Here is a 25,036-nt window from a genome sequence, read left to right on the forward strand (position 1 = left end):
TCTACTTCCGCACGACGGACGTGACCGGCGCGATCGAGCTGCCCAAGGACAAGGAAATGGTCATGCCCGGCGACAACGTGACGATCACCGTCAAGCTGATCGCCCCGATCGCCATGGAAGAGGGCCTGCGCTTCGCCATCCGCGAAGGCGGCAAGACCGTCGGCGCCGGCGTCGTCGCCAAGATCATGGAGTGAGTCCAGCGACTCGACATGGTTAATGGGAACCGGCGATAATGCCGGGTTCCCCAGAAACAGGTTCCGGAGGGGTATAGCTCAATTGGCAGAGCGTCGGTCTCCAAAACCGAAGGTTGTAGGTTCGATTCCTACTGCCCCTGCCACCGAGTGGCACTCCCAAACCCAAGCCCGTCCGAGCGACGGGCTTTAGTGTCTCGAGTGGACACGAATCATTGAAGCAGGAAGCAGCCCGTCTCCATGGCCACGACCCAAGTTGAAACCGTCTCCACTGGCGCCGACAAGGCGAAAGTGGGCGCCGCCGTTGCGCTGGTGATCGCCGCGCTGGCCGGCTTCTACCTCCTGGCCAAGCAGGGCCAGGTCGCCCAGTGGGGCGTGCTGCTGGTCGGCCTGGTGGCCGCGGTGGCCGTCTTCCTCACGGCGGAGCCGGGCAAGGAGTTCATCAGCTTCGGCCGCGACTCCGTCAAGGAAGTGAAGAAGGTCGTGTGGCCCGCCCGGCGCGAGGCCATCCAGATGACCGCGTACGTGTTCGGCTTCGTGGTGATCATGGCGCTGTTCCTCTGGCTGACCGACAAGACCCTCGAGTGGGTGTTCTACGACGTGATCCTGGGCTGGAAGAAGTAATGAGCGAAATCGAAAACGCCGCGGCCGAAGGCCAGCCGGAGATTCCGGGCGCTGCCGCCAAGGCGGCCAACCCCGACCTGCGCTGGTACGTCGTCCACGCCTACTCCGGCATGGAGAAGGCGGTGGAGCGCAACATCAAGGAGCGCATCAACCGCGCCGGCATGCAGCACATGTTCGGCGACATCCTGGTGCCCACCGAGGAAGTGGTCGAGATCAAGAACGGCCAGAAGCGCACCTCCGAGCGCCGGTTCTATCCGGGCTACGTGCTGGTGCAGATGGTCATGAACGACGACACCTGGCACCTGGTGAAGCACACCAACAAGGTGACCGGTTTCGTGGGCGGCGCCAAGAACCGCCCGGCCCCGATCAGCGACGACGAGGTCGTCAAGATCCTGGGCCAGATGGAAGAGGGCGTGGAGAAGCCGCGCCACAAGGTCGAATTCACGGTGGGCGAGTACGTGCGCGTCAAGGACGGCCCGTTCACCGACTTCAACGGCACCGTCGAGGAAGTCAACTACGAGAAGAGCAAGGTGCGGGTTTCGGTGACCATCTTCGGTCGCGCCACCCCCGTCGAACTCGAGTTCTCGCAGGTCGAGAAGACGTAAACATGGGGAACGCGGCCGCCTGGCGTGCCGCGTCCCTTGATCTGGTTGCCTGCCGGCTCGGCAGCCAGTGTCGGAAAGCGAGCCGCTAACCCCGGGGAGCCGCAAGGCGCTATCACCCGCAAGGAAATCTGGACATGGCCAAGAAGATTGTCGGCTTCGTGAAGCTGCAAGTCCCGGCCGGCAAGGCGAACCCCTCGCCGCCGATCGGTCCCGCGCTGGGTCAGCGCGGCCTGAACATCATGGAGTTCTGCAAGGCGTTCAACGCCCAGACCCAGGGCGTCGAGCCCGGTCTGCCGCTGCCGGTGGTGATCACCGCGTTCGCGGACAAGAGCTTCACCTTCATCATCAAGACGCCGCCCGCGACCGTCCTGATCAAGAAGGCCATCAAGCTGGACAAGGGTTCGGCCAAGCCGCACACGGACAAGGTCGGCAAGATCACCCGCGCGCAGCTCGAAGAGATCGCCAAGACCAAGCTCAAGGACATGAACGCCGCGAACATCGACGCCGCGATCAAGACCCTGGCTGGTTCCGCCCGTTCCATGGGCATCACGGTGGAGGGCGTCTAAATCATGGCAAAGCTCACCAAGAAGCAGAAAGCCCTCGAGGGCAAGGTCGACAGCACCAAGCTGTATCCGCTGACCGACGCCCTGGGCATCGTCAAGCAGGCGGCCACCGCCAAGTTCGATGAATCCATCGACGTGGCCGTGCAGCTGGGCATCGACCCGAAGAAGTCCGACCAGGTCGTTCGCGGCGCGGTCGTGATGCCCAACGGCACCGGCAAGACCAAGCGCGTGGCCGTGTTCGCCCAGGGCGCCAAGGCCGAGGAAGCCAAGGCCGCCGGCGCCGACGTGGTCGGCATGGACGACCTGGCTGCCCGCGTGAAGGCCGGCGACATGCCGTTCGACGTGGTGATCGCCGCCCCCGACGCGATGCGCGTGGTCGGTACGCTGGGCCAGATCCTGGGCCCGCGCGGCCTGATGCCGAACCCGAAGGTCGGCACCGTGACGCCGGACGTCGCCACCGCGGTGAAGAACGCCAAGGCGGGCCAGGTGCAGTTCCGAGCCGACAAGGCCGGCATCATCCACGCCACGCTGGGCCGCCGTTCCTTCGACGCCGACAAGCTGCAGGGCAACCTGACGGCCTTGCTCGAGGCGCTGAACAAGGCCAAGCCGGCGACCAGCAAGGGCGTGTACCTGCGCAAGATCGCCGTGTCGTCGACGATGGGCCTGGGCGTCCGCGTGGACCTCCAGACCTTGAACGCACAGCCGGCCGCTCAGGGCTAGCAACGCGACGGGGCGCCCCACCGCGCTGGCGGGGCAGCTCGAATGAATTGGCCGGTGAAAACCGGCCGGTGTGGTGGGTCGCCGGGCCCGTGCGAACGAACCCGGCGGGCCATCCAAGACCGTTGGCGAGGCGCGAGCCTCTTAATCGACAAGCCAACGCAGATGGCGATCCCGCTGACAGACGAATCGAGAGATTTCTGAAGACAGTTGGTCGCTGCAGGAAGGGCGCGCCGAAGGCAATGGCCGGAAGCGCTTTTTAAGGAGTAGACCTTGAGTCTGAATCGCAGTGAGAAGCAAGCGGTCGTCGAAGAAGTCGCCGCTCTCGCCGCCAAAGCTCAAACGCTGGTGATGGCGGAATACCGCGGCATCACGGTCGCCGACATGACCAAGCTGCGCGTGGCCGCGCGCGGCGCTGGCGTGGACCTGAGTGTTCTGAAGAACACCCTGGCCCGCCGCGCCGTGCAGGGCACGTCGTTCGAGTCCGTCGGTGACCAGATGACCGGCCCGCTGATCTACGGCTTCTCCGTGGACGCCGTCGCCGCCGCCAAGGTGGTGGCCGACTTCGCGAAGACCAACGACAAGCTGGTCATTCGCGGTGGTGCGTTCGCGGGCAAGACCCTGGACGTCGCCGGCGTGAAGCAGCTGGCGAACATCCCCTCGAAGGAAGTTCTGCTGGCGCAGCTTTGCGGCCTGCTGATGTCGCCCATCTCCCGCACCGCGGTGGTGCTGGGCGCTCTGGCGAAAAAGAAGGAAGAAGGCGCCGCTGCCGCCGCTTGAGCGCCGCAGCGACCCTACGGATCACCAACTTATTCAGGAACATTCAAAATGGCATTCAACAAAGACGACTTTCTGACGGCCCTGGACAGCATGTCCGTCATGGAACTCAATGACCTGGTCAAGGCCATTGAAGAGAAATTCGGCGTTTCCGCCGCCGCGATGGCCGCCCCGGCCGCCGCTGGCGGTGGTGGTGGCGCCGCTGCCGCCGCCGAAGAGAAGACCGAGTTCACGGTGCAGCTGATGGAAGCCGGTGCGCAGAAGGTCGGCGTCATCAAGGCCGTGCGCGAGATCACGGGCCTGGGCCTCAAGGAAGCCAAGGACCTGGTCGACGGCGCGCCGAAGCCCGTCAAGGAAGGCCTGAACAAGGCCGACGCCGAAGCGGCGAAGAAGAAGCTGGAAGACGCCGGCGCCAAGGTCGAACTCAAGTAATTCGACGTTCGACGCCGAGGCTGGAGCGCCCGAAAGGGCCTCCAGCCTTTGCTGCTTGTTGAGGAAGCGCGAAAACAGCCAAAAGCAGACCCCCGCCGGGAATGTTTTTGAGTGTTTTCTGATCCGACTGCAGAAGACTGCTTGGTTCGGGCGCCGTGCAACGCGGTGCCGTCCGCCAAGGTTGGTAGTGGCCAACCCGCCAAGACTGTTCCCCATCCTGGTCCGGATGCGGGAGCCGCCAGTTGCCGAATCTACGTGATTCCTAGCCCGGAGATTTCATGGCCTATTCCTATACCGAACGCAAGCGCATCCGCAAGAGCTTCGGCAAGCGCGACAGCGTGCTCGAAGTGCCGTACCTGCTGCAGATGCAGAAGGATGCGTACACCGCCTTCCTCCAAGCCGACATGGCGCCGCAGAAGCGGACCATCGAGGGCCTGCAGGCCGCGTTCGACGCCGCGTTCCCGATCGTCTCGCACAACGGGTTCGTGGAGATGAAGTTCATCGAATACAACCTGGCCAAGCCCGCCTTCGACGTGCGCGAGTGCCAGACCCGCGGCCTGACCTACGCCTCCGCCGTGCGCGCGAAGGTGCAGCTGATCATCTATGACCGCGAGTCCTCCACGCCGCAGAGCAAGGTGGTCAAGGAAGTGAAGGAGCAGGAGGTCTACATGGGCGAAGTGCCCCTGATGACCGACAAGGGCTCGTTCATCATCAACGGCACCGAGCGCGTGATCGTCTCCCAGCTGCACCGCTCGCCTGGCGTGTTCTTCGAACACGACAAGGGCAAGACGCACAGCTCGGGCAAGCTGCTGTTCTCGGCCCGGATCATCCCTTACCGCGGCTCCTGGCTGGACTTCGAGTTCGACCCGAAGGACGTGCTGTACTTCCGCGTCGACCGCCGCCGCAAGATGCCGGTCACGATCCTGCTGAAGGCGATCGGCCTGACGCCGGAAACCATCCTGGCGAACTTCTTCGTCAACGACAACTTCCGCCTGATGGACAGCGGCGCCCAGCTGGAGTTCGTCGCCGAGCGCCTGCGTGGTGAAGTGGCCCGCTTCGACATCACCGACAAGTCCGGCAAGGTCGTGGTGCCCAAGGACAAGCGCGTCACCGCGCGCCACACGCGCGAGCTGGAGCAGACCGGCACCACGCACATCAGCGTGCCGGAAGACTTCCTGGTCGGCCGCGTCGTCGCGCGCAACATCATCGACCCGGACACGGGCGAGATCATTGCCAAGGCCAACGACGAACTGACCGAAGCGCTGCTGAAGAAGCTGCGCGCCGCCGGCATCCAGGACATCCAGGCGATCTACACGAACGAGCTCGACCAGGGCCCGTACATGTCGACCACCCTGCGCATCGACGAGACGGTGGACGAGTTCGCCGCCCGCGTCGCGATCTACCGCATGATGCGCCCCGGCGAGCCGCCGACCGAGGACGCGGTGCAGGCCCTGTTCCAGCGCCTGTTCTACAACCCGGACACCTACGACCTGTCGCGCGTGGGCCGCATGAAGTTCAACGCCAAGGTCGGCCGCGACGAGAGCACCGGCCCCATGGTCCTGACCAACGACGACATCCTCGCCGTGGTCAAGATCCTGGTGGACCTGCGCAACGGCCGCGGTGAAGTCGACGACATCGACCACCTGGGCAACCGCCGCGTGCGTTGCGTCGGCGAACTGGCCGAGAACCAGTACCGCACCGGCCTGGCCCGTATCGAGAAGGCCGTGAAGGAGCGTCTGGGCCAGGCGGAGCAAGAGCCGCTGATGCCGCACGACCTGATCAACTCCAAGCCGATTTCCGCGGCCCTCAAGGAGTTCTTCGGTGCGTCGCAGCTGTCGCAGTTCATGGACCAGACCAACCCGCTGTCGGAGATCACGCACAAGCGCCGCGTCTCCGCACTGGGCCCGGGTGGCCTGACGCGCGAGCGCGCCGGCTTCGAAGTGCGCGACGTGCACGTCACGCACTACGGCCGCGTGTGCCCGATCGAGACGCCGGAAGGCCCGAACATCGGCCTGATCAACTCGCTGGCCCTGTACGCCCGCCTGAACGAGTACGGCTTCATCGAGACGCCGTACCGCCGCGTGCACGAAGGCAAGGTCACGATGGAGATCGACTACCTGTCGGCCATCGAGGAAGGCAAGTACGTCATCGCCCAGGCCAACGCCACGCTGGACGCCGAAGGCCGCCTCACGGGCGACCTGGTGTCGGCCCGCGAAAAGGGTGAATCGATCCTGGTCGGCGCCGACCGCATCCAGTACATGGACGTGTCGCCGGCGCAGATCGTGTCGGTGGCCGCTTCGCTCGTGCCCTTCCTGGAGCACGACGACGCGAACCGCGCGCTGATGGGCGCCAACATGCAGCGCCAGGCCGTGCCGGTGCTGCGTCCGGAGAAGGCCTTCGTCGGCACCGGCATCGAGCGCGTCTCCGCGGTCGACTCCGGCACCGTGGTGACCGCCACCCGCGGCGGTGTCGTCGACTACGTCGATGCCACCCGCATCGTGGTGCGCGTGAACGATGCCGAAGCCCAGGCCGGTGAAGTCGGCGTCGACATCTACAACCTGATCAAGTACCAGCGTTCCAACCAGAACACCAACATCCACCAGCGTCCCATCGTCCAGCGCGGCGACAAGATCGCCAAGGGTGACGTGGTGGCGGACGGCGCATCGACCGACCTCGGCGAACTGGCCCTCGGCCAGAACATGCTGGTGGCGTTCATGCCCTGGAACGGCTACAACTTCGAGGACTCGATCCTGATCAGCGAGCGCGTGGTGGCCGACGACCGCTACACCTCGATCCACATCGAGGAACTGGTGGTGATGGCCCGCGACACCAAGCTGGGCCCGGAAGAAATCACCCGCGACATCCCGAACCTGTCCGAGCAGCAGCTCAACCGCCTGGACGAGTCCGGCATCATCTACGTGGGCGCGGAAGTGCAGCCGGGCGACGTGCTGGTGGGCAAGGTCACGCCCAAGGGCGAGACCACGCTGACGCCGGAAGAGAAGCTGCTGCGCGCGATCTTCGGCGAGAAGGCTTCGGACGTGAAGGACACGTCGCTGCGCGTGGACCAGGGCTCGCAAGGCACCGTGATCGACGTGCAGGTCTTCACTCGTGAAGGCATCCAGCGCGACAAGCGGGCCCAGCAGATCATCGACGACGAGCTCAAGCGCTTCCGCCTGGACCTGAACGACCAGCTGCGCATCGTGGAGGCCGACGCGTTCGACCGGATCGCCAAGCTGCTGAACGGCCGCGAGGCCAACGGCGGCCCGCAGAAGCTGGCCAAGGGCGTGAAGATCGACAAGGCCTACCTCGACTCCGTCGAGAAGTACCACTGGTTCGACATCCGCCCGGCGGAAGACGAAGTCGCCTCGCAGCTCGAGTCGATCAAGAACTCCCTGGAGCAGACGCGCCACAGCTTCGACCTCGCGTTCGAAGAGAAGCGCAAGAAGCTCACGCAGGGCGACGAGCTGCCGGCGGGCGTGCTCAAGATGGTCAAGGTCTACCTGGCCGTCAAGCGCCGCCTGCAACCCGGCGACAAGATGGCCGGCCGCCACGGCAACAAGGGTGTCGTGTCCAAGATCGTTCCGGTCGAGGACATGCCTTACATGGCCGACGGCACGCCGTGCGACATCGTGCTGAACCCGCTGGGCGTGCCTTCGCGCATGAACGTGGGCCAGGTGTTGGAAGTGCACCTGGGCTGGGCGGGCAAGGGCATCGGCCAGCGCCTGGGCGACATGCTGCAGAAGGAAGCGGCCGTGGCCGAAGTGCGCGGTTTCCTGGACCAGCTGTACAACAAGTCCGGCCGCAAGGAAGCGCTCGACGAGCTGTCCGACTCGGAAGTGGTGGAGATGGCCGGCCAGCTCGCCAAGGGCGTGCCCTTCGCGACGCCGGTGTTCGACGGCGCGTCCGAGAACGAGATCCGCGGCATGCTGCAGATGGCCTATCCGGAAGAGATCGCCAAGGTGAAGGGCCTCACGGCCACGCGCACCCAGGCGTACCTGTTCGACGGCCGCTCGGGCGACCAGTTCGAGCGGCCGGTGACCGTGGGCTACATGCACGTGCTCAAGCTGCACCACCTGGTGGACGACAAGATGCACGCCCGTTCCACGGGTCCTTACAGCCTGGTCACGCAGCAGCCGCTGGGCGGCAAGGCGCAGTTCGGCGGCCAGCGTTTCGGCGAGATGGAAGTGTGGGCGCTGGAAGCCTACGGCGCTTCCTACACGCTGCAGGAAATGCTGACCGTGAAGTCCGACGACGTGCAGGGCCGCACCAAGGTGTACGAGTCCATCGTCAAGGGCGAACACGCGATCGATGCCGGCATGCCGGAGTCGTTCAACGTGCTGGTCAAGGAAATTCGCTCGCTGGGTATCGACATCGAACTCGAGCGCAGCTAATCAGGAAGGACAGAGTTAATGAAATCGCTACTCGACCTGTTCAAGCAGTTCACGCCGGACGAGCATTTCGATGCCATCCGCATCGGCATCGCCTCGCCCGAGAAGATCCGTTCCTGGTCCTTCGGTGAGGTCAAGAAGCCGGAGACGATCAACTACCGCACCTTCAAGCCGGAGCGCGATGGCCTGTTCTGCGCCAAGATCTTCGGCCCGATCAAGGACTACGAGTGCCTGTGCGGCAAGTACAAGCGCCTGAAGCACCGCGGCGTGATCTGCGAGAAGTGCGGCGTCGAAGTCACGCAGACCAAGGTGCGCCGCGAGCGCATGGGCCACATCGACCTGGCCGCGCCATGCGCGCACATCTGGTTCCTCAAGTCGCTGCCGTCGCGCCTGGGCCTGGTCCTGGACATGACGCTGCGCGACATCGAGCGCGTGCTGTACTTCGAGGCGTACGTCATCACCGACCCGGGCATGACCCCGCTGAAGAAGTTCGGCATCATGTCCGAGGACGACTTCGATGCGAAGCGCAAGGAATACGGTGACGAGTTCATCGCCAAGATGGGCGCCGAAGGCATCAAGGACCTGCTCGAAGGCATCGACCTCGACATCGAGATCGAGAAGCTGCGCGGCGACCTGACCGGCTCCGAAGTCAAGGTCAAGAAGAACGCCAAGCGCCTGAAGGTCCTCGAGGCCTTCAAGAAGTCGGGCATGAAGCCCAACTGGATGGTCATGGACGTGCTGCCGGTGCTGCCGCCGGACCTGCGTCCGCTGGTGCCGCTGGATGGCGGCCGCTTCGCGACCTCCGACCTGAACGACCTGTACCGCCGCGTCATCAACCGCAACTCGCGGCTGAAGCGCCTGCTGGAGCTGAAGGCTCCGGAAATCATCGCGCGCAACGAGAAGCGCATGCTGCAGGAAGCCGTCGACTCCCTGCTGGACAACGGCCGTCGCGGCAAGGCGATGACCGGCGCCAACAAGCGCGCGCTCAAGTCGCTGGCCGACATGATCAAGGGCAAGAGCGGCCGCTTCCGCCAGAACCTGCTGGGCAAGCGCGTCGACTACTCGGGCCGTTCGGTCATCACCGTGGGCCCGACCCTGAAGCTGCACCAGTGCGGCCTGCCGAAGCTGATGGCGCTGGAGCTGTTCAAGCCCTTCATCTTCTCGCGCCTGGAAGCCATGGGCATCGCCACCACCATCAAGGCGGCGAAGAAGGAAGTCGAAGCCGGCACGCCCGTCGTGTGGGACATCCTCGAAGAGGTCATCAAGGAGCACCCGGTCATGCTGAACCGGGCCCCGACGCTGCACCGCCTGGGCATCCAGGCCTTCGAGCCGATCCTGATCGAAGGCAAGGCGATCCAGCTGCACCCGCTCGTCTGCGCGGCGTTCAATGCCGACTTCGACGGTGACCAGATGGCCGTGCACGTGCCGCTGTCGGTGGAAGCGCAGATGGAAGCCCGCACGCTGATGCTGGCCTCCAACAACGTGCTGTTCCCGGCCAACGGCGAGCCCTCCATCGTTCCCTCGCAGGACGTGGTGCTGGGCCTGTACTACACGACGCGCGAGCGCACCAACGGCAGGGGCGAAGGCATGACCTTCACCGACGTCGCGGAAGTGCTGCGCGCCCTGGACACGGGTGCGGTGGAACTGACCGCCAAGATCGCCGTGCGCCTGACCGAGTGGGAGAAGGACAAGGACACCGGCGAGTTCGTGCCGTCGACCAAGCTGTTCGACACCACCGCCGGCCGCGCGCTGCTGTCGGAGATCCTGCCCAAGGGCCTGCCCTTCAGCGTGCTGAACAAGGCGCTGAAGAAGAAGGAGATCAGCAAGCTGATCAACATCTCCTTCCGCAAGTGCGGCCTGAAGGAAACGGTGGTCTTCGCCGACAAGCTGCTGCAGAACGGCTTCCGCCTGGCGACCAAGGCCGGCATCTCCATCGCGGTGGACGACATGCTGGTGCCGCCGGAGAAGAAGGCGATCATCGAGCGCTCCGAGAAGGAAGTGAAGGAGATCGAGCAGCAGTACGTCTCGGGTCTCGTCACCGCCGGCGAGCGCTACAACAAGGTGGTCGACATCTGGGGCAAGGCCGGCGACGAGGTGTCCAAGGTCATGATGGCCCAGCTTGCCAAGGAGAAGGTCATCGACCGCCATGGCAAGGAAGTGGAGCAGGAGTCGTTCAACTCCATCTACATGATGGCCGACTCGGGTGCCCGCGGTTCCGCCGCCCAGATCCGCCAGCTGGCGGGCATGCGCGGCCTGATGGCCAAGCCGGACGGCTCGATCATCGAGACGCCCATCACGGCCAACTTCCGCGAAGGCCTGAACGTGCTGCAGTACTTCATCTCCACCCACGGCGCCCGCAAGGGCCTCGCGGACACGGCGCTGAAGACCGCGAACTCCGGCTACCTGACGCGCCGCCTGGTCGACGTGACGCAGGACCTGGTCGTGACGGAAGTGGACTGCGGCACCGCCGACGGCTCGCTGATGCGCGCCATCGTCGAAGGCGGTGAAGTGATCGAGTCGCTGCGCGACCGGATCCTGGGCCGCGTGGCTGCCGAAGACGTGCTGCACCCGGAAACGCGTGCGGTGATGGTGAGCGCCGCGACGATGCTGGACGAAGACCTGATCGACGAGCTGGAAGCAGCCGGCGTCGACGAAGTCAAGGTCCGCACGGCGCTGAACTGCGCCACCCGCTTCGGCCTGTGCGCCAAGTGCTACGGCCGCGACCTGGGCCGCGGCGGGCTGGTGAACGTCGGTGAGGCGGTCGGCGTGATCGCCGCGCAGTCCATCGGCGAACCCGGCACGCAGCTGACCATGCGCACGTTCCACATCGGTGGCGCGGCATCGCGTGCGGCCGTGGCCTCCAGCGTGGACGCGAAGTCGGCGGGTGTCGTGGGCTTCAACACCACGATGCGCTACGTGACCAACAGCAAGGGCGAGCTGGTCGTCATCTCGCGTTCGGGCGAGATCGTCATCCACGACGAGCATGGCCGCGAGCGCGAACGCCACAAGGTGCCGTACGGCGCGATCCTGGCGGTGAAGGCCGACCAGACGATCAAGGCCGGCACGATCCTGGCCAACTGGGACCCGCTGACCCGACCCATCATCACGGAATTCGCCGGCAAGGTGAAGTTCGAGAACGTGGAAGAGGGCCTGACGGTGGCCAAGCAGGTGGACGAGGTCACGGGCCTGTCCACGCTGGTGGTGATCGACCCCAAGCGCCGTGGCTCCGCCAAGGTGGTGCGTCCGCAGGTCAAGCTGGTCGACCCGGCCGGCAACGAGGTGAAGATCCCCGGCACGGACCACTCCGTGACGATCGCTTTCCAGGTCGGCTCGCTGGTGCAGGTGCGCGACGGCCAGGACGTGGGTCCCGGCGAAGTGCTGGCCCGCATCCCGGTCGAAGGGCAGAAGACGCGCGACATCACCGGCGGCCTGCCGCGGGTGGCGGAGCTGTTCGAAGCCCGCTCGCCCAAGGACAAGGGCGTGCTGGCCGAGATGACCGGCACGGTCTCGTTCGGCAAGGAGACCAAGGGCAAGATCCGCCTGCAGATCACCGACCCCGAAGGCGGCGTGCACGAAGAGCTCGTCCCGAAGGAAAAGAACATCCTGGTGCACGAAGGCCAGGTGGTGAACAAGGGCGAATCCGTGGTCGACGGCCCGGCCGATCCGCAGGACATCCTGCGCCTGCTGGGCTCCGAGGAACTGGCGCGCTACATCGTCGATGAAGTGCAGGACGTCTACCGCCTGCAGGGCGTGAAGATCAACGACAAGCACATCGAGGTGATCGTGCGCCAGATGCTGCGTCGCGTGATCATCGAGAACGTCGGCGAGTCGGACTACATCGCCGGCGAGCAGGTCGAGCGCTCGGAGCTGCTGGATACGAACGACAGGCTGCGTAGCGAGAACAAGATTCCCGCCACCTTCAGCAACCTGCTGCTCGGCATCACGAAGGCTTCGCTGTCGACGGACTCGTTCATCTCCGCCGCTTCCTTCCAGGAAACGACGCGGGTGCTGACCGAGGCGGCGATCATGGGCAAGCGCGACGAGCTGCGTGGCCTGAAGGAAAACGTCATCGTCGGCCGCCTGATTCCCGCGGGCACCGGCATGGCGTACCACGTGGCGCGCAAGGCGAAGGACCAGATGGACGAGGCCGAGCGCCGCGCCATCGCCGAGAACGAAGCCGCCGAACTGGCCGCCGTGACGGAAGGCACCGCCTCCGAGACGAACGAAGGCACCACGGCCGCCGAATAAGCGGCTTTGCACCTAAACTGCGGGCGCCATCCCTGTGCGGGGTGGCGCCCGTTTTTTTTCCGGCCGTCCGCGGAGGTGCATGCAGACGTCGTCCTTCCTTCCCTGGGTCCTCGCGGCCCTCGTGCTGTTCTGGGCGGTGGGTGCCTACAACCGCCTGGTGCGCCTGCGCGCCGACGCGAACCTTGCCTTCGCCTCCCTGGAGGCCGAACTGTCCCGGCAGGTGAAGCTGGTGCACGAGTGCGTGCCGCCAGAGGAAGACCAGCCGCAGTCGCAGTTCGCCGGCGGCAGCGCGTTCTGGGGCGGGCTGCAGGGCGCGGCGGCGCAGCTGTCGGCGACGCTCGCTTCCGCCAAGGCCAGGCCGCTCGACGCCGAGCGCATCGCGGCGCTGGGCGCGGCGCAGGAGGTGCTGGGCATGGCCTGGGACCGCGCGGAACGCGACGACGCCCATGACCTCGCCGGCCCGCGGCTGCCGGAGAACTTCAGCGGCGAGCGCCAGCAGCTCGAGCGGATGGCGCACGCCGCCACCGAGCAGTTCAACCAGGCGGTCAGTAACTACAACGATGCCATCGCGCAGTTCCCGGCGGCGCTGCTCGCCTGGCTGTTCGGCTTCCATCCGGCGCGCGGCCTGCGCACCCGGGCCTGAGGCCGGCGCGCGAAGTTCTTTGCCGCGCCGCATCTGTCGTCGTAGAGTGGGCGGCGAAGAGGAGGCTTCGATGACAGCGCCAGTGTTCCTGCTCGCCGTGCTGCTGCCCCTGGCAGCCAATGCCCAATCTCCCGACGCCCTGCGGCTGCGCAGCCTCGCGGCCACCTGCGCCAACTGCCATGGCACCGACGGCCGCGCGGTGCAGGGCTCGTCGGTGCCGGCCCTCGCGGGGCAAGCGGGCGATCACCTGCTGCAGCAGTTGCGGGCTTTTCGCGACGGCAGCCGCCCCGCGACGGTGATGCACCAGGTCACCAAGGGCTACAGCGACGCGCAGCTGCAGCAGCTCGCCGCGTATTTCGCCGCGCAGGCCAGGTGAGGGCCGCATGAAGCGTCGTTCCTTCCTCCAGTCCTCCGCGGCGTTGCCGCTCCTGGGCCTGGGCGCCTGCGCGAGCACGGCCATTCCCGCCAAGGCCCGGGTCGTCGTCATTGGCGGCGGCTACGGCGGTGCCACCGCCGCCAGGTACGTGCGGATGCTGTCGGATTACAAGGTCGACGTGGTGCTCGTGGAGCCGAACGCAGCCTTCGTGTCCTGCCCCATCTCCAACCTCGTGATCGGCGGCAGCCGCACGATGGCCGACATCACCACGCCTTACACGGCGCTGCAAAGCCGGCATGGCGTGCGCGTCGTGCGCGACCTCGTGCAATCGGTCGACACGCAGCGCAAGAGCCTCGTGCTCGCCGGGGGCGCGGCGATCGCCTACGACATGCTGGTCGTGTCGCCGGGCGTCGACCTGCAGTTCGATGCGATCGAAGGCCTGCGCGCGGCGAACGCTTCCGGCCGGGTGCTGCAGGCGTGGAAGGCGGGGGCGGAGACCGTGGCGCTGCGCCGCCAGCTCGAGGCCATGCCGGACGGCGGCGTGTACGCCATCACCATCCCCGAGCAGCCTTACCGCTGTCCCCCGGGGCCTTACGAGCGCGCCTGCCAGGTGGCCTGGTATTTCAGGAGCGCCAAGCCGCGCAGCAAGGTGCTGGTGCTCGACGCGAACCCGGACGTGGTCTCCAAGGGCGCGCTGTTCCGCAAGGTGTGGGCCGAGCAGTACCCGGGCATCGTCGAATACCGGCCGCAGCACAAGGTGCTCGCCGTCGACGCGGGCGCCGGCGTGATCAGGATGGAGGTGCAGGACGACGTGAAGGCCGCGGTGCTGAACGTGCTTCCACCCATGCGGGCCGGCACCATCGCGCAGCAGGCCGGACTGGCGAACATGGCGGACCGGCGCTGGTGCGGCGTCGACTACCAGACCTTCGAGTCCAGCGCCGCGCGCGACGTGTACGTGATCGGCGACGCGGTGCAGGCCGCGCCGGGCATGCCCAAGAGCGGCCACATGGCCAACAACCATGCCAAGGTGGCAGCCGCCGCGATCGTGGCGCGGCTGGCCGGCTGGCCGGTCAACGCCTCCCCGCTCGTGACCAACACCTGCTACAGCTACGTCGACGACCGCAACGTCATCCACGTCGCCAGCGTGCACGAGTACGTCGCTGCCGAGAAGACATTCAAGACCGTGCCCGGGTCCGGCGGCCTGAGTGCGGCGCCCAACGCCCCCGAAGGGGTGCACGCCTGGAGCTGGGCACGGAACACCTGGGCCGACATGCTCGGCTGAGCGCTTCGCATGGCGAAACGGGGGGATGACAGAATCGCTGCGGTCCTTCCCCCATCGAGCGCAGCGAGGTCATCCCTGTCATCCCCTTCCGTGCCCTTGTGGCAGCAGCTGCAGGCTGCAGCGTCCGTGCTGGCGGCGGTGCGGCGGGGCGAGTCGGCCACCCCCGCGATCGCGGCGGTGCCGGCGGAACTGCGTCCGGCAGCGCAGGCGCTGTCCTTCCAGGTGCTGCGCCAGCTCGGTCGCGCCGAGGCGCTGCGCCGGCGCCTGGCCAAGCGCGGGCCGCCCCCCGCGGTCGACGCCTTGCTGTGCACGGCGCTGGCACTGGCCTGGCGCGAGGAGGATGCGCCTTACGCTCCCTTCACCCTGGTGGACCAGGCAGTGGAGGCGGCCAAGCGCTCGCCGCAGACCCGGGCGCAGCAGGGCTTCGTGAACGCCTGCCTGCGCCGCTTCCTGCGCGAACGCGAACAGCTCGTCGCCGAGGTCGAGGAAGAGCCGGTGGCGCACTGGAACCATCCGCGCTGGTGGATCGCCGCCCTGCAGAAGGACTGGCCGCGGGGCTGGGAGGCCATCCTGGAGGCGAACAACCGGCCGGCGCCCATGACGCTGCGGGTGAACACGCACCGCATCTCGCGCGAGCCGCTGCGCGACCTGCTCGCGGCGGCGCACATCGGCTCCGAACCCGTGGGGGCGCACGGCCTGATCCTGGACCGCCCGCATGCCGTGCAGGCGATCCCGGGCTTCGCCGAAGGGCTGTGGTCCGTGCAGGACGCCGGTGCGCAGCTGGCGGCCGAGCTCCTGGTGCCCGGGCTGCCGCCCAGGGCGCGGGTGCTGGACGCCTGCGCCGCCCCGGGCGGCAAGACGGCCCATGTCTGCGAACTCGCGCCCGATGCCCAGGTGCTCGCGCTGGACGTGGACCCGGTGCGCTGCGAGCGCATCCACCAGAACCTGCAGCGCCTGGGCCTGCACGCCGAGGTGCGCACCGCCGATGCCGGCGAGCCGGGCTACTGGTGGGATGGACAGCCCTTCGACGCGATCCTGCTGGACGCGCCCTGTACCGCCTCCGGCATCGTCCGCCGCCACCCGGACGTGCGCTGGCTGCGGCGCGAGAAGGATGTCACGCAGCTCGCGGAGCAGCAGGAGCGGTTGCTCACTGCGCTCTGGCCCTTGTTGAAACCTGGGGGTCGCCTGGTCTATTGCACCTGCTCGGTGTTCCGCGCGGAGGGGCAGGATCGCATCCGGGCGTTTCTTGCACACAACACCACGGCCCGTTCACGGCCCGCGCCCGGCCATTTATGGCCCCGCCATGCCGGGGAGGGGCCACCCCTCCCGGACAATTCACCAAGTGACCACGACGGTTTCTTCTATGCGGTGCTGGAAAAGAGTGCACTGGATGCACCGGCCCGCCAGGATGATTGAGCGGCGGGGGTGGTCGTGGCTGTTCGCCTGCCTGCTCTGGTGCTTCGCCGGACCGGTCGGCTGGGCCCAGGTCAACCCCGCCGAGGTCACCCAGCTGCACGTGGAGCGTACCGACGACGGGGTGCTGCTCAGCGCCACCGTGCAGTTCGACCTGCCGCAGGCCGTCGAGGACGCGCTGGCCAAGGGCATCCCCATGTACTTCGTGGCGGAAGCGACCATCTACCGCGACCGCTGGTACTGGTATGACAAGCGCGTGGCCTTCGCCAGCCGCCACATGCGCCTGGCCTACCAGCCGCTGACGCGGCGCTGGCGCCTGCAGGTGTCGGCCCAGCCGATCGGCAACTCGGGCCTGATCCTCGGCCAGATGTTCGACAGCCGCGAGGAGGCGCTGGCCGCCATCCAGCGCGTGTCGCGCTGGCGCATTGCCGACGCCGCGGACGTGGACCCCGAAGCCACCCACAACATCGACTTCCGCTTCCGCCTGGACGTGTCGCAGCTGCCGCGCCCCTTCCAGATCGGCGCCGTTGGCCAGTCGGAATGGATCATCCTGGCGGTGCGCAACCAGCGCCTCGTCATCGAACACCGCTAGCCGTGCCGCGCCCGCCCGAAGGTCCCCAGCGCAAGCTGATCGAAAGCTCCAAGGCCTTGCGCTGGGCCATCGTGGTCGGCGTCGCCGTGGCGCTGGGCATCGCGATCGTGCTGATGTTCCTGCTCACGCAGGCGACGAACAACCGCGACTTCTACGAGCGCAACTACGGCCGCCTGTTCGTGCTGAACATGGTGGTCGCCGCGATGCTGCTGGCGGTCATCCTCTGGGTGTTCGTCCGGCTCGCTTCGCGGCTGCGGCGCGGCAAGTTCGGCAGCCGCCTGCTGGTGAAGCTGGCGGCGATCTTCGCGCTGGTGGGGCTGCTGCCCGGGGTGCTGATCTACGTCGTGTCCTACCAGTTCGTCTCGCGGTCCATCGAGAGCTGGTTCGACGTGAAGGTGGAGGGTGCGCTGGACGCCGGCCTGAACCTGGGCCGCGTCACGCTGGACACGCTGTCGGGCGACCTCGCCGGCAAGACGCGCGGCGCCGCCGGGCAGCTGTCCGAGACGGGGGACGCCACGGCGGGCCTGACCCTGGAGCGCATCCGCGAGCAGCTGGGTGCCATCGACGTGGTGCTGTGGAATGCCAGCGGCCAGATGATCGCCAGCGCGGGGCAGTCGCGGTTCCAGATCAATCCCGAGCGGCCGACGCCGCAGCAGCTGCGCAGCGTGCGCATGCAGCGGTCCTTCACCGTGGTGGAAGGGCTGGAGGACCCGGCGGTGGCCAACGCCAACGGGGCCCGGATCAAGGCCATCGTGCCGGTGCCGCAACCCAGCCTGGGTTTGCTGGCCGAAGCGCGCTTCCTGCAGTCCACCGTCACGATCCCGCCCACGCTGGTGGCCAATGCCATCGCCGTGCAGGAGGCGAACCGCGAGTACCAGGAGCGGGCGCTCGGGCGCGAGGGCTTGCGGCGCATGTACATCGGCACGCTGACCCTGAGCCTGTTCCTGGCCGTGTTCGGCGCGGTGCTGCTGGCCATCATCCTGGGCAACCAGCTCGCCCGGCCGCTCTTGCTGCTGGCCGCGGGGGTCAGCGAGGTGGCCGCGGGCGACCTGTCGCCCAAGCCGGCCCTGCAGGGCAAGGACGAACTCGGCGGCCTCACGCGCTCCTTCGCGGAGATGACGCAGCAGCTCTCCGACGCGCGCGCCGCCGTGGAGATGAGCATGGAGCAGGTGAGCGCGGCGCGCGCCAACCTGCAGACCATCCTGGACAACCTGACCGCCGGCGTGATCGTGCTGGACCCCGAGGGGCACATCCAGGCGTCCAACCCGGGCGCCTCCAGCATCCTGCGCATCGTGCTGGACGACTACCAGGGCGTGCCCCTCAGCCAGGTGCCCGGGATCGAAGCCTTCGGCCAGGCCGTGCAGCAGCGCTTCGAGGAGTTCATGACGGAGACGCAGATCGTCGACCACTGGCAGGAGCCCTTCGAGCTGAACACCTCGCGCGGGCCGGAGTCCCCGGCCAACATCGTCACGCTCGTGGCGCGCGGCGCCTCGATGCCGGGCGGCTCACGCCTGCTGGTGCTGGACGACATTTCCGAGATCGTCTCGGCCCAGCGCGCGCAGGCCTGGGGCGAAGTGGCGCGGCGGCTCGCGCACGAGATCAAGAACCCGTTGACCCCCATCCAGCTCTCGGCGGAACGCCTGGAGATGAAGCTCGCGGCCAAGCTGGCGGACCCGGACCGGGCGCTGCTGACCAAGTCCGTGCACACGATCGTCGACCAGGTCGACTCCATGAAGCGGCTGGTCAACGAGTTCCGCGACTACGCGCGCCTGCCAGCCGCCGAGCTCAAGCCGGTGGACCTCAATGGCTTGATCCACGACGTGCTGCACCTTTACGCGCGCGAGGGCGACGAGGCCCGCGGACCGTCGCAGGTGCCGGTGCGGGTCGAACTGGACCCGGCCTGTCCGCGGATCCTGGGCGACGCGCAGCAGCTGCGGCAGGTGATCCACAACCTGCTGCAGAACGCGCAGGACGCCACCGAAGGCCGCCCGAATCCGGACGTGCTGATACGCACGCAATGGAGCGAGGCCTCGCGCCGCGTGCGGCTCGTGGTGCAGGACAACGGGACGGGATTTCCGGCGCACATCCTCAAACGTGCGTTCGAGCCGTACGTCACGACGAAGACCAAAGGGACCGGGCTTGGCCTGGCCGTCGTGAAAAAAATCGCGGATGAGCATGGCGCGCGGATCGATCTGAAGAATCGGATGGCGGAGGGTGTCATCCAGGGGGCCCAAGTGTCGTTATCATTTGGAGTTGCGAGTTAACAACAGGACCCAACACACGCGGGTCCGGGGCAGAGAGGGCAATGGCAAACATACTGGTGGTGGACGACGAGCTCGGGATCCGGGACTTGCTGTCCGAAATCCTCAACGACGAGGGACACACCGTCGAACTCGCGGAAAACGCGGCACAGGCCCGGGCAGCGCGGCAGCGCATGCGGCCCGACCTGGTGCTTCTCGACATCTGGATGCCGGACACGGACGGCGTCACGCTGCTGAAGGAGTGGTCCACGACGGGCATGCTCACCATGCCGGTGATCATGATGAGCGGGCACGCCACGATCGAGACCGCCGTCGAGGCGACCAAGATCGGCGCGCACTCCTTCCTGGAAAAGCCGATCACCATGCAGAAGCTGCTCAAGGCGGTGGAAGCAGGCCTCGCGCGCAACTCCGGGGCGGCCACGCTCGCCGCCGTGCCCCTGCGCAAGCCGGGCATGGCCGGGGTCGTGCCGATGCCGGTGCAGGAGCTCACCGTCGAAGCCGCCATGACCGGCGGCCAGACCATCCCGCCGGTGGTGGAGATGGGCCCGCAGGCACGCCAGCTGTTCGAGCTGGACAAGCCCCTGCGCGACGCGCGCGACGAGTTCGAGAAGTGCTACTTCGAGTTCCATCTCGCCAAGGAAGGCGGCTCGATGACGCGCGTGGCGGAGAAGACCGGCCTGGAGCGCACGCACCTGTATCGCAAGCTCAAGCAACTGGGCGTGGACCTCTCGCGCGGCAAGCGCGATCGCTCCGCGGCCTAGTCTCTTCCTCCCTCCCCTCTGGGGGAGGGCCGGGGTGGGGGCTCGTCTCGGAGGAGGCCCTTTCCCCGCTGCTATAATCTCTCCTCTCTCACGGCCCGGTAGCTCAGTTGGTAGAGCAGCGGATTGAAAATCCGCGTGTCGGTGGTTCGATTCCGCCCCAGGCCACCAAGACAATGGAGTCCTTGATCCACATGGACTTCGCACCTGAAAAGGGGCTCCTTGCGAGCCCCTTTTTCGTTTCCCGACAGCGGCGCGCCGCAGTGACCACGGCGGCAGGGCCGCGCCTGCGTTGCGGATCCCCGGTCCACCCCCTGCGGTGCAAGCGCGAGCCCGTGACGGCTGCCGGGAGCTTTCTAGAGCGCGACGATCAGCAGGATCACCAGGAGCAGGATCAGGATCCAGTCCTGCTGGCTGAGTGCGCCGCCGGCGGGCAGGGCATCCATGCGCTCGGCCAGGGCATGGGCTTCCGCGTCGGTCAGCGCAGCGATCCGCTCGCGCGCCGCCTGCTCGCTGACGCCCAGTGCCTGCAGGCGTTCGGTGACCGCGGCGCGGTCGACGAGCTCCTGGACCCTGGTCCGGTCGGCATCGCCGCTGGCAGCGACTGCCGCGGCTTCGGCGCCGATCATCCCGGCGCGCGCGAGGGGCTGCGCGCCGATGCACGCTGCAAGGACGAGGGTCCCTGCACGGACTGCGGGAAGGCCTGCTGCTTTCATGCCGGAGCCCCCAGAGTGAGACCCGCATCCTAGCCACGCGCCGCCGCCAGCGGCCGCGGCGCGGCGCGTAACAATCCGCTCGACTTGCTGCACGCGCAGCCGAGGGCTCACTCGCGCATCGCCTCGCGCCACACCTGCTCGAAGGTCGCGCAGAAGGCCTTGCCTGCGCGCGGCCGGGGCCGACTTGCCACAGCGCGAACTCGCGGAGAACATGACACGCCAGTGGGTGGCAGCGGAGGGTGCGATGAACGCCTGGGCAAAAACAGAGCGGCGCTATGACCTGGTGGCCATCGCGCTGCACTGGGCGATGGCTGCGCTGGTCCTGGGGCTGCTCGCCCTGGGCTGGTACATGGTCGCCCTGCCGGACGCCGGCTACGACACCAGGAAGATCACGCTGATCCTCGTGCACAAGGCAATCGGCATGGGCGCCCTGGCCCTCGTCGTGCCGCGGCTGGCCTGGCGCCTGTGGACGCCGCCGCCGCTGCTGCCCGCGAGCGTTCCGCAGGCGCAGCGGGTGGCCGCGCGGCTGGTGCACCTCCTTTTCTACGCGCTCCTGTTCGCCCTGCCGCTCACCGGCTGGATCATGTCGTCCGCCGGGGGCTATCCCGTCCCGGTCTTCGACTGGTTCGAGCTGCCGGAGATCACGGGGCTGGACGAGTCGCTTTTCCAACTGAGCATCGCCGTGCACCGCTGGCTGGCCTGGGCACTCGCCGCGCTGCTGGTCCTGCACGCCGGCGCGGCGCTGCACCACCACTTCGTCGCGCGCGACGCGACGCTGCGCAGCATGCTGCCGCGCGCCTAAGGGGTCTTTTCGAGGACGAACTGCGCCGTCTCGCGCAGTGCCCGGGCGAGTGCTGCATTGGCCGCCAGCACGCCGGCCTCGGGCGACTTCTGCTGCAGGGGCTCGCGCAACACCAGCTCCCGCGTGCCCAGCACCCGCTGCGCGCGGTCGTCGCTCAGGCGCAGGCGCAGCGAGAACAGCAAGACGGGTGGCTCGCTGGTGAAGTCCTGGACCAGCTGGGTGATCTCCGTGCGCAAAGACAGCGTGTTGCCGCCCGCCAGCGGCGGGCCGACGACGGCGGCAAAGGCGCCGCTGGCCTCCATCGTGCGCAGCAGCAGCGGCTGCAGCATCTGCGGCGGACGCTCCGCCCAGCGATGGCGCGCAAAGTAGGCCAGGGCGTGCGGCTGCACCGTGTACGCCATCTGCAAGGTGTCGATGGCAGGCCGTGCTTCCGGCGGAAACACGACGAGCGTCGTGGGGGAAGGCGAACGGCGAGGAACATCCGCCGGCAACTGGTCCAGCACCGCGACGGTCACGGGCGGGTCCGCAGCCGGCGCGAAGGCGCACCCGGCGAGTGCCGCAGCGATCAGCAAGGACGCCGTGCGCCTCATTCGCCGGGACCGCCCGGCAGGGGTGCCGGCCCCCGGACCAGCAGCGAGGGATTGCGCTGGATGCGGCCGGCCGTGTCGTTGAGGGTTGCCGAGAGCTGGTCCATGCGCACCAGCGTGCGCTGCGCCTCCGGCAGCAGCTGCGTCTGCAGCACCACGACGGCGTCCGAGCTGGCCTGCAGCAGCGGCTGCAGGCGCTCGCTGGCCTGCTGCGTGTTCGTCAGGATGGGCACGATGCGGCCGTCGACGGTGGTGGCCAGCGCCTCCATGCGGGCCAGCGTGTGCTCGGCCCGCGGCAGCACGCGTGCGTCCAGGCTGGCGCTGGCGCGCTCGGCGCTGGCCAGGATGCGCTCCAGGCGGTCGTTGTTCCGCGCCAGCGTGTGCGTCACCTTCTCCAGGCCGGCGAGCGACTGCTTCAGCGCCTCCACGGTCTGCGGATCCAGCGCGGACTGCAGCAATCCGGTGACCGCCCGCACGTTGGTGTTGAGCTCCGCGATGGACGTGTCCAGGCTGACCACCCGGGACGGGGCGCTCGCCAGCCGGGGATGCGCCTGCCCGGGCGCGACCGCGAGCGGGCCGCCGGCGGTCTCGCCTTCCTCCAGGCTCACATACATGTAGCCGGTGAAGCCGCGCGTGGCCACGCCGCGCCCGATGATGGTGGCCACGGTCGAGGACGTGACGGGCACGTCGCGATCGACTTCCACCAGCACCTGGACGTTGCGCGCATCGAGCAGCCGCACGGCGCGCACCTTGCCGACTTCGACGCCGTGGAATTCGACCGGCGCACCCGCGATGAGGCCCGAGACCGCATCGCGCGTTCGAACTTCGTAGATCGCGTGCCGCAGCGAACCGAGCAGCAGCCAGGCCGCGACGGCCGCACCGCCCAGCACGAGCAGGGCCGCGAACAACCATCTCGCCTTCGCCTCCGCACTTGCGTTCATCGTGCGCTCCTTTGCGCAGGCTCATGCGCCCGGTCAGCCTACACGCCCCCATCGACGCCGCCAAGTCTCAGCTGTTCCAGCGGGTGCTCGAGCGCAGGCCCCTGGGCTGCGTGACGCCGTCCGGCCGAGTTGTAGTCAGCTACCGACAGCCAGCCGCGAGCGCGGACTAGGGCGTGCTGCGCCCCGGGCCTAAGGACGCGGATGCCGCCCGCCACCATCATGCAAGGGAAGGAGCTTCCCATGCCTGAAGACCGCACCCCCATCGACCGCGGGATGGCCCATCCGGCGCCCGAGCGCGCCACCATCCCCCAGCCCAAGCCGAGCGCCGAAGACGACCAACGTGAGCTGGTGCCCAACCAGCAAGGCGCGGAGGAGAACAGGCAGCCGGGCGTCGGTGGCCACACGGATTTCGTGCAACAGCCGGATTGAGGGGATCGCCATGGTGATGTTCAAGGCCAAGTTCCGCCCGCTCGCCGCGGGCACCCTGCTGCAGGCGCAGCAACAGCAGCAACCGCAGTCGCGCACGCGCATGCGCGGGGGCCAGCAACAGCAGCAACCGCAGCCTTCGCAACCCAAGGTGCCGCCGATCGAGGACGAGCGCGGGCCGCAGGCGCCCGTGCGGGAGCCGGAACCGCTGCACGAGCCGGAGCGCGCGGAAGAGCCCGAGCAGGCGGAGGTCTAAGGTCTAGGCGCTTCTCGGCACAGCGGCCGGGCTCAGTCGCGCGTGACCCGCAACACTTCCTCGCGCGACGTGATGCCTTCGCGCACCAGGCGCTCGCCGTCGTCGCGCATGAGCCGCATGCCGCTGGCCAGTGCCGTCTGGCGGATCTCGGACTCGGCCGCGCGCTGGTGGATCAGTGCGCGCACCTGGTCGTTGGCCAGCATCAGCTCGAAGATCCCGGTACGGCCCTGGTAGCCGGTGTAGCCACAGTGCTCGCAGCCGCGCGCCACGCCCTCCCCTTCCACCTTGCAGTGCACGCACAGCTTGCGCACGAGCCGCTGCGCCAGCACGCCGAGCAGCGAGGAGCTGAGGAGGAAGGGTTCCACGCCCATGTCGGTCAGGCGCGTGACGGCGCTGGCCGCGTCGTTGGTGTGCAGCGTGGCGAGCACGAGGTGGCCGGTCAGCGAGGCCTGAATCGCGATCTGCGCAGTCTCGAAGTCCCGGATCTCGCCGATCATGATCACGTCCGGGTCCTGGCGCAGGATGGCGCGCAGGGCCTTGGCGAAGTCGAGGTCGATCTTGGGGTTGACCTGCGTCTGGCCGATCCCGGGCAGCTCGTACTCGATCGGGTCCTCCACCGTCATGATGTTGCTGGTGGACGAGTCCAGGCGCGACAGCCCGGCGTAGAGCGTCGTCGTCTTGCCGGAACCGGTGGGACCCGTCACGAGGATGATGCCGTGCGGCTGTTCGATCAGGCCGAGGAAGCGCCGCAGCGTCTCGCCGGTCATGCCCACGGACTCCAGGCTGATGCGGCTCTCGCTCTTGTCCAGGAGACGCAGCACGGCGCGCTCGCCGTGGGCGCTGGGCAGCGTGGACACGCGCACGTCGACCGCGCGGGTGCCGATGCGCAGCGAAATGCGGCCGTCCTGCGGCAGGCGCTTCTCCGCGATGTCCAGTTCCGCCATGATCTTCAGGCGCGAGATCAGCGCGGCATGCAGCGCGCGGTTCGGCTGCACCACTTCCCGCAGCGCGCCGTCGACGCGGAAGCGCACGCTGGAATGGCGCTCGTAGGGTTCGATGTGGATGTCGCTGGCGCCGTCGCGTGCCGCCTGCGTGAGCAGCGCGTTGAGCATCCGGATGATGGGCGCGTCGTCGCTCGCCTCCAGCAGGTCCTCCACCGCGGGCAGCTCCTGCATGATGCGCGACAGGTCCGCGTCGTTCTGCACTTCGCTGACCACCGTGGCCGCGCTGGACTCGCCCTGCGCGTACGCGGCGCTGATGCGCTGCGCCAGCGCCGGCGCCTCCAGCTGCTGCAGGCTGCGCACCCCGTACTTGCGCATGACCTCGCTCCACGCCGGCGCCGGCGAGCCCGCGTGCCACAGCACCAGCTGCTCGCCGTCGTCCTCCAGCAGCAGCTGCTGGCTGCGCGCGAAGGCGTAGGGCAGGGGGTAGCGCATGG

23 protein-coding genes and 2 tRNA genes are annotated in these 25,036 nt (G+C 67.8%); 21 read left to right on the forward strand and 4 right to left on the reverse strand.

Annotated elements, in window-relative coordinates; all coding sequences use genetic code 11:
- The 18 genes from AC3EGR_RS18600 to AC3EGR_RS18685 form a co-directional block, all read left to right on the forward strand.
- Positions 1-194, forward strand: a 194-nt coding sequence (locus tag AC3EGR_RS18600; RefSeq protein WP_488546762.1) for an EF-Tu C-terminal domain-related protein, incomplete at its 5' end; no start/stop codon positions are given.
- A gap of 67 nt (positions 195-261) precedes the next feature.
- Positions 262-337: transfer RNA gene (locus AC3EGR_RS18605), tRNA-Trp, on the forward strand.
- Positions 338-431: 94 nt separating this feature from the next.
- Complete coding sequence (secE, locus tag AC3EGR_RS18610; RefSeq protein WP_488548003.1) at positions 432-815, forward strand: preprotein translocase subunit SecE; 384 nt, start codon at positions 432-434, stop codon at positions 813-815.
- Positions 815-1,420, forward strand: coding sequence for a transcription termination/antitermination protein NusG (gene nusG, locus AC3EGR_RS18615; protein WP_488548004.1), 606 nt, complete (start codon positions 815-817; stop codon positions 1,418-1,420). Before secE ends, nusG begins: the two co-directional genes overlap by 1 nt.
- 134 nt (positions 1,421-1,554) lie before the next feature.
- Positions 1,555-1,986 carry a 50S ribosomal protein L11 gene (rplK, locus tag AC3EGR_RS18620; RefSeq protein ID WP_488548005.1) on the forward strand — a complete coding sequence of 144 codons (432 nt, stop codon included), beginning with the start codon at positions 1,555-1,557 and terminating at the stop codon, positions 1,984-1,986.
- A 3-nt stretch (positions 1,987-1,989) separates the two neighbouring features.
- Positions 1,990-2,703, forward strand: a complete 714-nt coding sequence (gene rplA / locus AC3EGR_RS18625) for a 50S ribosomal protein L1 (RefSeq protein ID WP_488548006.1) — start codon at positions 1,990-1,992, stop codon at positions 2,701-2,703.
- A gap of 270 nt (positions 2,704-2,973) precedes the next feature.
- A complete protein-coding gene (gene rplJ, locus AC3EGR_RS18630) occupies positions 2,974-3,480 on the forward strand; it encodes a 50S ribosomal protein L10 (RefSeq protein ID WP_488548007.1) in 507 nt (168 codons plus the stop codon).
- 48 nt (positions 3,481-3,528) lie between these two features.
- Positions 3,529-3,909, forward strand: a complete 381-nt coding sequence (rplL, locus tag AC3EGR_RS18635) for a 50S ribosomal protein L7/L12 (protein WP_488548008.1) — start codon at positions 3,529-3,531, stop codon at positions 3,907-3,909.
- A 278-nt stretch (positions 3,910-4,187) separates the two neighbouring features.
- Positions 4,188-8,300, forward strand: a complete 4,113-nt coding sequence (gene rpoB / locus AC3EGR_RS18640; RefSeq protein WP_488548009.1) for a DNA-directed RNA polymerase subunit beta — start codon at positions 4,188-4,190, stop codon at positions 8,298-8,300.
- Positions 8,301-8,318: 18 nt separating this feature from the next.
- Positions 8,319-12,545 (forward strand): DNA-directed RNA polymerase subunit beta', encoded by a 4,227-nt coding sequence (gene rpoC / locus AC3EGR_RS18645; RefSeq protein ID WP_488548010.1) that lies wholly within the window; start codon positions 8,319-8,321, stop codon positions 12,543-12,545.
- Between the two features lie 79 nt (positions 12,546-12,624).
- Positions 12,625-13,188 (forward strand): LemA family protein, encoded by a 564-nt coding sequence (locus AC3EGR_RS18650; protein ID WP_488548011.1) that lies wholly within the window; start codon positions 12,625-12,627, stop codon positions 13,186-13,188.
- 70 nt (positions 13,189-13,258) lie between these two features.
- Positions 13,259-13,564 (forward strand): c-type cytochrome, encoded by a 306-nt coding sequence (locus tag AC3EGR_RS18655; RefSeq protein ID WP_488548012.1) that lies wholly within the window; start codon positions 13,259-13,261, stop codon positions 13,562-13,564.
- A 7-nt stretch (positions 13,565-13,571) separates the two neighbouring features.
- Positions 13,572-14,846: an FCSD flavin-binding domain-containing protein gene (locus tag AC3EGR_RS18660; RefSeq protein WP_488548013.1), complete on the forward strand. Its 1,275-nt coding sequence runs from the start codon at positions 13,572-13,574 to the stop codon at positions 14,844-14,846.
- A gap of 90 nt (positions 14,847-14,936) precedes the next feature.
- Entirely contained in the window at positions 14,937-16,262 is a 1,326-nt protein-coding gene (gene rsmB, locus AC3EGR_RS18665) for a 16S rRNA (cytosine(967)-C(5))-methyltransferase RsmB (protein ID WP_488548014.1), read from the forward strand.
- A complete protein-coding gene (locus tag AC3EGR_RS18670) occupies positions 16,237-16,851 on the forward strand; it encodes a DUF4390 domain-containing protein (RefSeq protein ID WP_488548015.1) in 615 nt (204 codons plus the stop codon). The genes rsmB and AC3EGR_RS18670 overlap by 26 nt, the downstream gene beginning before the upstream one ends.
- On the forward strand, positions 16,800-19,115 hold the full coding sequence (locus AC3EGR_RS18675; protein ID WP_488548016.1) for a sensor histidine kinase: 2,316 nt from the start codon (positions 16,800-16,802) through the stop codon (positions 19,113-19,115). The genes AC3EGR_RS18670 and AC3EGR_RS18675 overlap by 52 nt, the downstream gene beginning before the upstream one ends.
- A 41-nt stretch (positions 19,116-19,156) precedes the next feature.
- Positions 19,157-19,873, forward strand: coding sequence for a response regulator (locus tag AC3EGR_RS18680; protein ID WP_488548017.1), 717 nt, complete (start codon positions 19,157-19,159; stop codon positions 19,871-19,873).
- Between the two features lie 92 nt (positions 19,874-19,965).
- A tRNA-Phe gene (locus tag AC3EGR_RS18685) sits at positions 19,966-20,041 on the forward strand.
- 185 nt (positions 20,042-20,226) lie between these two features.
- Here AC3EGR_RS18685 and AC3EGR_RS18690 read toward each other — a convergent pair.
- Positions 20,227-20,799 carry a PA2779 family protein gene (locus AC3EGR_RS18690; RefSeq protein WP_488548018.1) on the reverse strand — a complete coding sequence of 191 codons (573 nt, stop codon included), beginning with the start codon at positions 20,797-20,799 and terminating at the stop codon, positions 20,227-20,229.
- Positions 20,800-20,830: 31 nt separating this feature from the next.
- Here AC3EGR_RS18690 and AC3EGR_RS18695 point away from each other — a divergent pair, with 31 nt between their 5' ends.
- Positions 20,831-21,388 (forward strand): cytochrome b, encoded by a 558-nt coding sequence (locus AC3EGR_RS18695; protein ID WP_488548019.1) that lies wholly within the window; start codon positions 20,831-20,833, stop codon positions 21,386-21,388.
- Here AC3EGR_RS18695 and AC3EGR_RS18700 read toward each other — a convergent pair.
- Together AC3EGR_RS18700 and AC3EGR_RS18705 are read right to left on the reverse strand one after the other, a co-directional pair.
- Entirely contained in the window at positions 21,385-21,978 is a 594-nt protein-coding gene (locus AC3EGR_RS18700) for an ABC-type transport auxiliary lipoprotein family protein (RefSeq protein WP_488548020.1), read from the reverse strand. The genes AC3EGR_RS18695 and AC3EGR_RS18700 overlap by 4 nt on opposite strands.
- Positions 21,975-22,916 carry an MlaD family protein gene (locus AC3EGR_RS18705; RefSeq protein WP_488548021.1) on the reverse strand — a complete coding sequence of 314 codons (942 nt, stop codon included), beginning with the start codon at positions 22,914-22,916 and terminating at the stop codon, positions 21,975-21,977. Before AC3EGR_RS18705 ends, AC3EGR_RS18700 begins: the two co-directional genes overlap by 4 nt.
- 240 nt (positions 22,917-23,156) lie before the next feature.
- On the opposite strand from AC3EGR_RS18705, the gene AC3EGR_RS18710 reads away from it, so the two are divergent.
- Positions 23,157-23,345 carry a hypothetical protein gene (locus tag AC3EGR_RS18710; RefSeq protein ID WP_488548022.1) on the forward strand — a complete coding sequence of 63 codons (189 nt, stop codon included), beginning with the start codon at positions 23,157-23,159 and terminating at the stop codon, positions 23,343-23,345.
- Between the two features lie 10 nt (positions 23,346-23,355).
- On the forward strand, positions 23,356-23,598 hold the full coding sequence (locus tag AC3EGR_RS18715; protein WP_488548023.1) for a hypothetical protein: 243 nt from the start codon (positions 23,356-23,358) through the stop codon (positions 23,596-23,598).
- Positions 23,599-23,630: 32 nt separating this feature from the next.
- On the opposite strand, the gene gspE is transcribed toward AC3EGR_RS18715, so the two are convergent.
- On the reverse strand, positions 23,631-25,034 hold the full coding sequence (gene gspE / locus AC3EGR_RS18720) for a type II secretion system ATPase GspE (protein ID WP_488548024.1): 1,404 nt from the start codon (positions 25,032-25,034) through the stop codon (positions 23,631-23,633).
- Between the last annotated feature and the right edge of the window lie 2 nt (positions 25,035-25,036).

This window comes from Ramlibacter sp. G4-7, from assembly GCF_057784995.1.